Origin of the sequence: Pelomonas sp. V22 (genome assembly GCF_030014915.1) — a bacterium.
Classification (GTDB): Bacteria; Pseudomonadota; Gammaproteobacteria; order Burkholderiales; family Burkholderiaceae_C; genus JAUASW01.
This window is the reverse complement of record NZ_JAGIXS010000001.1, coordinates 1,450,244-1,462,651: the sequence shown is the minus strand read 5'-3', so window position 1 is coordinate 1,462,651 and position 12,408 is coordinate 1,450,244. Positions and strand designations below refer to the sequence as shown.

At 64.7% G+C, this 12,408-nt stretch carries 7 protein-coding genes; all 7 read left to right on the top strand.

The genetic code is table 11. The features are described from left to right. Positions 1 to 30: 30 nt before the first annotated feature. The 7 genes from J7U46_RS06580 (at position 31) to J7U46_RS06550 (ending at position 12,314) form a co-directional block, all read left to right on the top strand. Positions 31 to 2,271: a hypothetical protein gene (locus tag J7U46_RS06580; protein ID WP_282824013.1), complete on the top strand. Its 2,241-nt coding sequence runs from the start codon at positions 31 to 33 to the stop codon at positions 2,269 to 2,271. Then, on the top strand, positions 2,268 to 2,828 hold the full coding sequence (locus J7U46_RS06575) for a shikimate kinase (protein WP_282825012.1): 561 nt from the start codon (positions 2,268 to 2,270) through the stop codon (positions 2,826 to 2,828). Before J7U46_RS06580 ends, J7U46_RS06575 begins: the two co-directional genes overlap by 4 nt. 68 nt (positions 2,829 to 2,896) lie before the next feature. Then, complete coding sequence (aroB, locus tag J7U46_RS06570) at positions 2,897 to 4,000, top strand: 3-dehydroquinate synthase (protein ID WP_282824012.1); 1,104 nt, start codon at positions 2,897 to 2,899, stop codon at positions 3,998 to 4,000. 20 nt (positions 4,001 to 4,020) lie between these two features. Further along, positions 4,021 to 5,151 (top strand): deoxyguanosinetriphosphate triphosphohydrolase, encoded by a 1,131-nt coding sequence (locus J7U46_RS06565; protein ID WP_282824011.1) that lies wholly within the window; start codon positions 4,021 to 4,023, stop codon positions 5,149 to 5,151. Positions 5,152 to 5,203: 52 nt separating this feature from the next. Continuing rightward, a complete protein-coding gene (locus tag J7U46_RS06560; protein ID WP_282824010.1) occupies positions 5,204 to 5,914 on the top strand; it encodes a transposase in 711 nt (236 codons plus the stop codon). 143 nt (positions 5,915 to 6,057) lie between these two features. Further along, positions 6,058 to 10,809, top strand: coding sequence for a glutamate synthase-related protein (locus J7U46_RS06555; protein ID WP_282825010.1), 4,752 nt, complete (start codon positions 6,058 to 6,060; stop codon positions 10,807 to 10,809). 29 nt (positions 10,810 to 10,838) lie between these two features. Next, positions 10,839 to 12,314, top strand: coding sequence for a glutamate synthase subunit beta (locus J7U46_RS06550; RefSeq protein WP_282824009.1), 1,476 nt, complete (start codon positions 10,839 to 10,841; stop codon positions 12,312 to 12,314). The last annotated feature ends 94 nt before the right edge of the window (positions 12,315 to 12,408 follow it).

The window sequence follows — 12,408 nt, the reverse complement described above, 5'->3', positions numbered from 1 at the left end:
TGGCTGCCGGCCCAGATGGAGATTGTGGAAATGAAGAAACTTGTTGGCCTTGGACAGCGTGCGCTGCAGTGCCTCGCGGGCTTGGCCCTGAGTGCGACCCTGGTCGCCTGCGGCGGCGGTGGCGGTTCGGCGGGAACGCCGGTGGTGGGCGGTGGCGGCACAACGACGCCTACGACGCCCGCGACAGATGTTGCTACGGTCACGATGAGTCTGTCCTCCACCACGGTGACGGCCGGCGCGCCAGCCACGCTGACGGTCAAGGTCGTCAACAAGGCTGGCACGGCGCTCCCAGGCCTCATTGTCAAGTTCTCAACCGATGGGGGCCTGGGCGCCTTCAGCGCCGCGTCGGCGCTGACGGATGCAAGCGGTGTGGCTTCGACCGTGATGTCTCCCGCCGTGGCAACGTCCACGGGCGCTGATACGGTCAAGGCGACCGTTACCTATCTTGACAAGTCATACAGCGCGTCCACGGGCTTCCAGTTGACGGCCACGAACGTCACGATTGCCTCCTTTACCTCGGACGTGGCCAATCTGTCCGCCTATGGACAAGCCAACCTGACCGTGACCCTGGTGGGCACTTCGGCCACGACGCCTGTGACGCTTGCGATGACGTCGTCATGCACCACCTCGGGCAAGGGGAGCCTGACACCAGCGACGCAGACCACCAGCACCGGTCGCGCGACTTTCACCTTCCGTGACGGGGGCTGCGGCGCAGTCGCTGCCAGCGAGAACCTTCAAGTGTCTGTTACCGGTACCAGCTTGACGCAATCACTTGCGCTGCCGGTCTCTTCTCCGTCTGCGGCCAGTATCGGGTTCGTGTCAGCCGCACCAACGAGCATCTACCTGCGTGGATCCGGTCTGGTTGAAAGTTCCAACGTGACCTTCCAGGTCAAGGACGGAAACAACAATGGCCTTCCCGGCAAGACTGTGGTGCTGGAGCCCAGCGTCTTGGTCGGCGATTTGCGGCTCGACGATCAGACAGGTGCCGTGACAAAGATTACGGACAGCAATGGCAACGTGATCGTGCGCATCAATTCGGGCACGGTACCCACGCCCGTTCGAATCAAGGCGACTTTGCAGGGGAGCAACATCTCGACGGTCTCCAGCGCGTTGGCGATTGCCGTCGGCCTGCCTTCGCAGCTGAACTTCTCCATGGCGCCTGCCACGTTGAATATCGAAGGCTACTCAATCCAAGCGACGCCCAACACATTCACGGTCATCGCGGCAGACCGCCTGGGTAACCCGGTGCCCGACGGCACGGCGGTGAACTTCGTTGCAGAAGGCGGCCAGATTCAAGCCATCAAGATGACTGCGCTGAATAACAGCGGCATCGCAACCACGACGGCCAACTTTGTCTCGGCGTCGCCGGTGCCGGTGGATGGCCGCGTCACCGTGGTGGCTTACGCGCTGGGCGAGAAGTCATTCCTGGACGTCAACGGCAACAACGTCTACGACGCGGGCGAGGACTTCCAGGACTTGGGCGATATCTTCCTCGACCGCAAGTACGACAACTTCTACCAGGCCAGCGAAGACCAGTTTGTTTCTCTGGCCACCGGTGACAGCAAGTCCTGCCTGCCGGCGGCGTCCAGCTTGCTGGCAACGGACGTCACCGTGCCCGTGCGTCCCAATACCTGCAGTCAGCAGTGGGGGCGTGCCTACGTCAGGCGGGCATCGCAGATCATCTTCTCGACATCGGATGCGCGACCCCTGTGGGGCGAGGCTTGGCATCCGAATGCTGTGGGTGTCGGCGGCTCCTGCGCGGCCTCCGCGACCTTGACGACGCATTACGTCAGCGACGTCAAGCAAGACAAGGTCTACAAGGTCGTGTCGGGTACGCAGCTCTATGCAATGGGTGGCAGCAGCAGCATCTCCATCACCCTCGCTGACGCCAATGGCGTTGCGTTCAACCCGATGGCCGCTGGCACGGTGGCGAGCTTTGTGGCCACGGATGGCCTGTCGACGACCTTGTTGGGCGGTTCGCCTGTCCCCAGTACGGCTTATCCGACCGCGCTGAATTTCAGCTACAAGTTCGATGAGAAGACGGACGAGGGCACCGTCACGATCAATCTGAAGTCCCCCAGTGGGCTGACGACGTCCGTGCCGGTCAAGATCTCGACTCGTGCGATCGGGCAGGCCGTGAAGGACGCAATCAAGGTGGCGTGGGACGCAGATACCAATGTTCCGAAGAAGGTGACTGCGGATCCGGACAAACCAGCGACTTGGTCACTGGACCAACAATATCGCTACAGCTTGGCTGCGTGCACCCCCTGAAAATCGCCCTCGTCGGCATGCCCGGCGGTGGCAAGTCCACGGTCGGGAGACAACTGGCACGTCAGCTTGACGTGCCTTTTGTCGATTCGGACACAGAGATCGAGAAGCGCATCGGCTGCGCCATCAAGAGCTTCTTTGCCCGTGAGGGCGAAGAAGTTTTTCGCTTGATCGAGAGCGAAGTGATTGCCGAGCTGCTCGCTGCTGATACCGACATGGTGCTGGCCACCGGTGGTGGTGCCGTGCTGCGCGAGGAGAACCGCGACTGCCTGCATGAGCGCGCAACCGTGCTCTACCTGCGCTCGACGCCGGAAGAGCTGTTCCGCCGCCTGCGCCACGACACCCAGCGGCCGCTGCTGCAGGTCAAGGACCCGATGGCAAAACTGCGCGAGCTCTTTGCCGTGCGAGACCCGCTTTACCGCCGCACCGCCCACTTCGTGCTCGAAACCGGCCGCCCCTCGGTGCAGGGCCTCGTGAATATGGTGCTGATGCAATTGGAGCTGGCCGGCCTGGTCAGTCCGATGCGGGTGAAGGCTTCGGTGGGCGCAGAGCCTCACTGAGTGTTTGACGACGATTCGCTGCATCCTGGCGGCGAGTTCGAGCAGAAGCGGCCCGTACACTTGCGGGCATGAGTGCTTCGCAGTTGCCCGTCATCACCGTTCCCATCGCGCTGGATGAGCGCAGCTACGACATCCTGATCGCCCCCGGCTTGCTTGACGCAGGCAGCAGCTGGCAAGGCCTGCCCAAGGCCACATCCGCATTGATCGTCAGCAACGAGACCGTTGCGCCGCTGTATCTGGAGCGGGTGAGGGCGCAACTCAGCAAACATTACGCCCGCATCGAAACGGTCGTGCTGCCCGATGGCGAGCAGCACAAGGACTGGACTTCGCTGAATGCGATCATCGACAAGCTCCTGTCCACGGCCAGCGACCGCAAGACGGTGCTGGTGGCCCTGGGTGGCGGTGTGATCGGCGACATGACCGGCTTTGCCGCGGCCATCTATATGCGCGGCGTGCCTTTCGTGCAGGTGCCCACCACGCTGCTCTCGCAGGTCGATTCTTCCGTAGGCGGCAAGACCGCGATCAACCATCCGCTGGGCAAGAACATGGTGGGCGCGTTCTACCAGCCGCAGCGCGTGATCGCTGACCTGGACACGCTGGACACGCTGCCACCGCGCGAGCTGTCGGCGGGCCTCGCCGAAGTGATCAAGTACGGCCCCATCGCCGATGGCGCCTTCCTCGACTGGATCGAAGCCCATCTCGATGCCTTGCTGGCCCGAGACAAATCGGCCCTGGCCTTTGCCGTGCAGCGCAGCTGCGAGATCAAGGCCTGGGTCGTGGGCCAGGACGAGCGCGAGAGTGGCATCCGCGCCATCCTCAATTTCGGCCACACTTTCGGCCACGCTATTGAAACCGGCATGGGCTATGGCGAATGGCTGCATGGCGAGGCCGTCGGTTGCGGCATGGTGATGGCTGCCGAGCTGTCGGTGCGGTTGGGCTTGATGCCCGCCGCGTTTGCGACGCGCATGCGCCGCTTGATCGAGCGAGCTGGCCTGCCGGTCGTCGGCCCCAAGCTTGGCACCAAACGCTATCTGGAGCTGATGCGGGTCGACAAGAAGGCCGAAGGCGGTGAAATCCGCTTCGTGCTGATCGAGGCCATGGGCCGGGCCGGCATGCACAACGCGCCCGATGCGCTGGTGGCCGAGGTACTCGACCACTGCACCACTGCCTAACGGGACCGAAGAACAACACGATGCGCGCCGCCTACGCTTGCCACCCCAACCAGAGCAAAGGCCGCCGCTTCCCTGAGCCGGCCGCACCGACGCGCAGCGAGTTTCAGCGCGACCGCGACCGCATCGTGCACAGCACGGCGTTTCGTCGCCTGGTCTACAAGACGCAAGTCTTTCTGAACCATGAAGGCGATCTGTTCCGCACGCGGCTAACGCATTCGCTGGAGGTGGCGCAGCTGGGCCGCTCCATCGCCCGCAGCCTCGCGCTGGATGAAGACTTGGTCGAGACCGTGGCCCTGGCGCACGACCTCGGCCACACGCCTTTCGGCCATGCGGGCCAGGACGTGCTGGACGATTGCATGAAGGACCATGGCGGCTTCGAGCACAACCTGCAGAGCCTGCGCGTTGTGGATCAACTGGAGCAGCGTTACCCAGCCTTCGACGGGCTCAACCTCACCTTTGAATCGCGCGAGGGCATCCTGAAGCATTGCTCGCGGCGCAATGCGCAGGCGCTTGAAGCTGCCGAGCCGGGTGGCGTGGCCGCGCGCTTCCTGAATGGCACGCAACCCAGTCTCGAAGCCCAGCTCTGCAATCTGGCCGACGAGGTGGCCTACAACGCCCATGACGTGGACGACGGTGTGCGTTCGGGCCTGATCACGCTGGAGCAGCTCGAAGCGGTGCCGCTTGTGCGGCGCTACCTGCGCGAGGCCCTGGCCGAGTATCCACAGCTGAACGCCAAGCGTCTGCTGGCCGAAACCATCCGCCGCATGCTCTCGGCACAGGTCTACGACATCATCGATGCCAGCCGAGCCCTCCTGCTCGAAGCCGCGCCGCCTGACGCCGACGCCGCTCGCGCCGGCCCGCCGCTGCTGCGCTTCAGCGCCGACATGCGCGCGGCCAGCACCGAGCTGAAGCGCTTCCTCTTCGCTAATCTCTACCGCCACCGCCAGGTGGCCGAGACGCGCATGAAGGCCGAGGCCGTGCTGCGCGACCTGTTTCGCGTCTACTTTGAAGATCCGACCCAATTGCCCGAGGAGTTCGCCAGCGCCGACGACATTCCGCGCGCCGTGGCCGACTACATCGCCGGCATGACCGACCGCTATGCCCTGCGCGAACACCAGCGCCTGACCGGCCAGCAATTGTTCCCGGCTTAAGTCAGCTCCCGCGCGTAATAATGGGGACAGACTCAACTGTCTGAATCCCCACATGGCCCGATTGCCCCGGCTCGCCGTTCCCGGCCAGCCCCATCACCTGATCCAGCGCGGCCTGAACCGCCAAGCCATCGTCGCGGACGACGTGGACCGACAGCGCCTGCTGGACGAGTTGCGTGAATGCGCGGCCACGCACAAGGTCGCCATCCACGCCTACGTGCTGATGGACAACCACCTGCACCTGCTCGCCACGCCCGAGAGCGCCGAGGGCCTGAGCCGGATGATGCAGTCGCTCGGCCGGCGCTATGTCGCCGCCTTCAACAAGCGACATTCTCGCAGTGGCACGCTCTGGGACGGCCGCTTCCGTGCCGCGCCCATCGAAGCAGGCGCCTACCTGCTGGCGTGCATGCGCTACATCGAACTGAACCCCTTGCGCAGCCAGTCGGCAGGGCAGGCCGGTGACTACCGCTGGTCCAGCGCCGCCCATCACCTGGGCCAGCGGCGCGATCCCCTGGTCTTCGACCACGCCTTGTTCTGGGCCACCGGCAATACGCCGTTTGAACGGGAACTGGGCTGGAAGTCCTGGCTGGAGCAGGGCTGCAGCACTGGCGAGTGGCGCGTGCTGACCGAGGCCGCCCAGAAAGGCTGGCCGCTCGGCTCGGCCGGCTTTCTGCACGGCCTGGCGCAGGACACCGAGCGCCCATTGCAGCCGCGCAAACGAGGGCGCCCGGCCGGCCGCAAGGCAGTTCCCAGCGGCCTTCTCTGACTATGTCCCCATTTAATTGAATCAAGCAGACGACGAATCCATCAAAAGGAGTCTGACCCCATTTGTTCGTTCTTGAATGTAATGCTGCAGCGCAGTAATCTCGCGGCTCACTTTTGCCCATGTTGGAGAGCGCCGTGAGCACGATCACCCAGGCCGCACAGATTCAAGCCGAAATTGCCGAGTTGACCGCCAACGGGCTCTACCGCCCGAGCAATGAAAGGGACGCTTGCGGCCTTGGCTTCGTGGCCCACATCAAGGGCCAGAAGGCGCATGCCATCGTCCAGCAGGGCCTGAAGATCCTCGAGAACCTGGACCACCGCGGTGCGGTCGGTGCCGACAAGCTGATGGGCGACGGCGCCGGCATCCTGATCCAGATCCCGGACGAGTACTACCGCGAGGAGATGGCCAAGCAAGGCATCGAGCTGCCGCCCCCGGGTGAATACGGCGTCGGCATGATCTTCCTGCCCAAGGAACATGCCTCCCGCCTGGCCTGCGAACAGGAACTGGCCCGCGCCATCAAGGCTGAGGGTCAGGTCTTGATCGGCTGGCGCGATGTGCCGGTGGACGCCGAGCTGCCGATGTCGCCCACGGTGCGCGAGAAGGAGCCGATCATCCGGCAGATCTTCATCGGCCGCGGCCCAGACATCATCGTGCCCGACGCGCTGGAGCGAAAGCTCTACGTCATCCGCAAGACCGCCTCTAGCGCGATCCAGGCGCTCAAGCTGACCCACAGCCGCGAGTACTACGTGCCCAGCATGAGCTGCCGCACGGTGATCTACAAGGGCTTGCTGCTGGCCGACCAGGTCGGTGCCTATTACAAGGACCTGAGCGATGAGCGTGTCACCTCGGCCATCGCCCTGGTGCACCAGCGCTTCTCGACCAATACCTTCCCCGAGTGGCCGCTGGCCCACCCTTACCGCATGGTCGCCCACAACGGCGAGATCAACACAGTCAAGGGCAACTTCAACTGGATGCGCGCCCGCGAAGGCGTGATGAAGTCGCCGGTGCTGGGTGACGACTTGAAGAAGCTGTACCCGATCAGCTTCGAGCACCAGTCCGATACGGCCACCTTCGACAACGCCATCGAGCTGCTCACCATGAGCGGCTACCCGCTGGCCCATGCCGCGATGATGATGATCCCGGAAGCCTGGGAGCAGCATGAGCTGATGGACGAGCGCCGCCGGGCGTTCTATGAGTACCACGCCGCCATGATGGAGCCGTGGGACGGCCCGGCCGCCATGGTCTTCACCGACGGCCGCCAGGTCTGCGCCGCACTCGACCGCAATGGCCTGCGCCCGGCCCGCTATGTGGTGACGGACGACGACCTGGTCGTGCTGGCCTCCGAATCCGGCGTGCTGCCGATTCCGGAGAGCAAGATTGTCAAGAAGTGGCGCCTGCAGCCGGGCAAGATGTTCCTGATCGACCTGGAGCAGGGCCGCATCGTTGACGACGAAGAGCTGAAGACGCAGTTCGCCAACGCCCGCCCTTACCGCCAGTGGATCGAGAACGTCCGCGTAAAGCTGGACGACATCGAAGTCGGCGCCGTGCAGCCTGCCGAGTTCGCCACCTCGCTGCTGGACCGCCAGCAGGCTTTCGGCTTCACGCAGGAAGACATCAAGTTCCTGCTCGCGCCGATGGCCGCCAACGGCGAAGAAGGCATCGGCTCGATGGGCAACGATTCGCCGCTGGCCGTGCTCTCGAGCAAGGACAAGCCGCTCTACAACTACTTCAAGCAGCTGTTCGCCCAGGTCACGAACCCGCCGATCGATCCGATCCGCGAAGCCATCGTGATGTCGCTGAACAGCTTCGTGGGCCCCAAGCCCAATCTGCTGGACATCAACGCGATCAACCCGCCAATGCGGCTGGAGGTGTCGCAGCCGGTGCTGGACTTCGAGGACATGGCGCGCCTGCGCGGCATCGAGGCCCACACGCATGGCAAGTTCAAGCCCTTCGAGCTGGACATCAGCTACCCGCGCGAGTGGGGCCGTGAAGGCGTCGAAGCCCAATTGGCTTCGCTGTGCGCCTCGGCAGTGGACGCGATCAAGACCGGCCACAACATCCTGATCATCACCGACCGCCATCTGAGCGCCGAGCGCATCGCGATTCCCGCGCTGCTGGCCCTGTCTGCTATCCACCACCACCTGGTGCGTGAGGGCCTTCGCACCACGGCCGGCCTGGTGGTTGAAACCGGCACGGCCCGCGAAGTGCACCACTTCGCTGTGCTGGCCGGCTATGGCGCAGAAGCGATCCACCCCTACCTCGCGCTGGAGACGCTGACGGCGATGTCGGCAGAGCTGCCGGGCAACCTCTCGGCCGAGAAGGCGATCTACAACTACATCAAGGCCGTGGGCAAGGGCCTGTCGAAGATCATGTCCAAGATGGGCATCTCGACCTATATGTCCTACTGCGGCGCGCAGATCTTCGAGGCCATCGGCCTGAAGTCCGATTTCGTCGAAAAGTACTTCCGCGGCACGCCCACGCAGGTCGGTGGCATCGGCGTGTTCGAGGTGGCGGAAGAAGCCATCCGCCTGCACACGGCTGCCTTTGGCGACGACCCGGTGCTCGAGAACATGCTGGAAGCCGGTGGCGAATACGCCTGGCGCAGCCGTGGCGAAGAACATATGTGGACGCCGGACGCGATTGCCAAGCTGCAGCACAGCGCGCGCTCGGGCAAGTTCGATACCTACAAGGAATACGCCCAGATCATCAACGACCAGAGCAAGCGCCACATGACGCTGCGCGGCCTGTTCGAGTTCAAGTTCGACCCGACCAAGGTCGTGCCCATCGAGGAGGTCGAATCGGCCGCCGAGATCGTCAAGCGCTTCGCCACGGGCGCCATGTCGCTGGGTTCAATCTCCACCGAGGCGCACGCCACGCTGGCTGTGGCGATGAACCGCATCGGCGGCAAGAGCAACACGGGCGAGGGCGGTGAAGACCCGGCGCGCTATCGCAACGAACTGAAGGGCATCAAGATCACGGCCGGCACCAAGGTGTCCGACGTGATTGGCGGCAAGGTCATCGCGGTCGACTACGAGCTGAAGGAAGGCGACTCGCTGCGTTCCAAGATCAAGCAGGTGGCCTCGGGCCGCTTCGGTGTGACCACCGAATACCTGGTCAGCGCCGACCAGATCCAGATCAAGATGGCCCAAGGCGCCAAGCCGGGCGAGGGCGGTCAGCTGCCGGGCGGCAAGGTAAGCGAGTACATCGGCATGCTGCGCCACTCGGTGCCGGGCGTGGGCCTGATCAGCCCGCCGCCGCACCACGACATCTATTCGATCGAAGACCTGGCCCAGCTGATCCACGACCTGAAGAACGTGAACCCGCGCGCCGACGTGTCGGTCAAGCTGGTGTCGGAAGTGGGCGTGGGCACCATCGCTGCCGGCGTGACCAAGGCCAAGGCCGACCACCTCGTGATCGCCGGCCATGACGGCGGCACCGGTGCTTCTCCCTGGTCGTCCATCAAGCATGCCGGCACGCCGTGGGAACTGGGCCTCGCCGAGGCGCAGCAGACGCTGGTGCTGAACCGCCTGCGCGGCCGCGTGCGTGTGCAGGCCGACGGCCAGATGAAGACCGGCCGCGACGTCGTGATCGGTGCGCTGCTGGGCGCTGATGAATTCGGCTTCGCCACTGCACCGCTGGTGGCCGAGGGCTGCATCATGATGCGCAAGTGCCACCTGAACACCTGCCCGGTGGGCGTGGCCACGCAAGACCCGGTGCTGCGCGCCAAGTTCTCGGGCAAGCCCGAGCATGTCGTCAACTACTTCTTCTTCGTGGCCGAAGAGGCGCGCCAGATTATGGCGCAACTGGGCATCCGCAAGTTCGACGAACTGATCGGCCGCTCCGACCTGCTCGACACCCGCAAGGGCATCAGCCACTGGAAGGCCAAGGGCCTGGACTTCAGCCGCGTCTTCCACCGGCCGAATGTGCCGGCCGACGTGGCCCGCATCCATGTCGACAAACAGGACCATGGCCTGGAGCGCGCGCTGGACGTCAAGCTGATCGAGAAGTGCCTGCCCGCCTTCGAGAAGGGCGAGAAGGTGCAGTTCATGCAGCAGGTGACGAATGTGCGTCGCACGGTCGGCGCCATGCTGTCCGGCGAGCTGATCCGCCGCCGGCCCGAGGGCCTGCCGGACCAGACCGTCTTTATCCAGATGGAAGGCACGGGTGGCCAGAGCTTCGGCGCCTTCCTGGCGCAGGGCATCACCTTCTACCTGATCGGTGACGCGAACGACTACACGGGCAAGGGCCTGTCAGGCGGCCGCGTGGTGGTGCGCCCGAGCATCGATTTCCGTGGCGATGCGACGAAGAACATCATCGTCGGCAACACCGTGCTCTACGGTGCAACGCGTGGCGAGGCCTTCTTCCGTGGCGTGGCGGGCGAGCGTTTCGCCGTGCGTTTGTCCGGCGCTTCGGCGGTGGTCGAAGGCACGGGCGACCATGGTTGCGAGTACATGACCGGCGGCACCGTCGTGGTGCTCGGCAAGACCGGCCGCAACTTCGCTGCCGGCATGAGCGGTGGCATTGCCTATGTGTACGACGAGGACGGCCACTTCGCCCGCCGCTGCAACACCGCCCAGGTCGCACTGGAGAAAGTGCTGCCGAGCCACGAGCAGGAAGCCGGCGTCGACAAGGCCATCTGGCATCACCTGCATGGCGCGGAGCAGCAGACCGACGAGGCGATCCTGAAGAAGCAGATCGAGGACCACCACCGCTGGACCGGCAGCCAGCGCGCCCGCGACATCCTCGACCACTGGGCCGAGTCGCGCGCCAAGTTCGTCAAGGTGTTCCCGCATGAATACCGCCGCGCGCTCGGCGAGATCCACGCGGCCAAGCAGGCAGCGGCAACCATCGAAGTCGCCAAGTCGCCCGCCGCCCAGCCCGCCGTCAAGGCCTGAAGCCGCAACCGCCAGAGGAAGGAAGAATCATGGGAAAAGTCACCGGCTTCATGGAATACGAACGCCTGGACGAGGGCTATGAGCCCGTAGAGGCCCGGGTCAAGAATTACAAGGAATTCGTCATCGGCCTGAACACCGAGCAGGCGAAGGTGCAGGGCGCCCGTTGCATGGACTGCGGCACGCCGTTCTGCAACAACGGTTGCCCGGTCAACAACATCATTCCGGACTTCAACGACCTGGTCTACAAGGGCCGTCCGGAAGACTGGAAGAGCGCCATCGCCGTCCTGCACTCGACCAACAACTTCCCCGAGTTCACCGGCCGCATCTGCCCCGCACCGTGCGAGGCGGCCTGCACGCTGAACGTGAATGACGACGCGGTGGGCATCAAGTCCATCGAGCACGCCATCATCGACCGAGCCTGGGCCGAGGGCTGGGTCAAGCCGCAACTGCCCAAGCTGAAGACGGGCAAGACCGTGGCCGTGGTCGGCTCCGGCCCGGCGGGCATGGCCGCCGCCCAGCAGCTGGCACGCGCCGGCCACAGCGTCACGCTGTTCGAGAAGAATGATCGCGTGGGTGGCCTGCTGCGCTACGGCATCCCCGACTTCAAGATGGAGAAGAACCATATCGACCGTCGCGTCGAGCAGATGCAGGCCGAGGGCGTGACCATCCGCACCGGCGTGCTGGTCGGCTCGATGCCGGAAGGCTCCAAGGTCACCAACTGGGCCAAGGAAACCATCACCGCCGAGGAGCTGCAGGCCCAGTTCGACGCGGTGCTGCTGACCGGCGGCGCCGAAGCGTCGCGCGACCTGCCAGTGCCGGGCCGCGACCTGGCCGGCATCCATTTCGCGATGGAATTCCTGCCCCAGCAGAACAAGGTCAATGCGGGCGACAAGCTCAAGGGCCAGATCCGCGCCGACGGCAAGCACGTGATCGTGATCGGCGGTGGCGACACCGGCAGCGACTGCGTGGGCACCAGCAACCGCCATGGCGCCAAGAGCGTCACCCAGTTCGAGCTGATGCCCCAGCCTCCCGAAGAGGAAGACCGCCCGCTGACCTGGCCCTACTGGCCGATCAAGCTGCGCACCTCCAGCAGCCACGAAGAAGGCTGCGAGCGCGAGTTCGCCATCGCCACCAAGGAATTCCTCGGTGAGAAGGGCAAGCTGACGGGCGTCAAGACGGTGCGCCTCGAGTGGCAGGGCGGCAAGATGACCGAGGTGGCCGGTTCCGAGCAGGTGCTCAAGGCCGACCTGGTGTTCCTGGCCATGGGCTTTGTGTCTCCGGTGGCGACAGTGCTGGAGGCTTTCGGCGTCAGCAAGGATGCTCGTGGCAACGCCAAGGCCACGACCGACTTCACGGGCGGCTACGCCACCAATGTGGCCAAGGTGTTTGCCGCCGGCGACATGCGCCGCGGCCAGTCGCTGGTGGTCTGGGCGATCCGCGAAGGCCGCCAGGCGGCCCGCGCGGTGGACGAGTTCCTGATGGGCGAGAGCGCCTTGCCGCGCTGAAACCGACCCCGCCCAGCGCAGAGCCACCTTCGGGTGGCTCTTTTCATTCCAGGCTGTTGCGACTGCTTACCTGGGGGAACCACTTGTCGGCCAG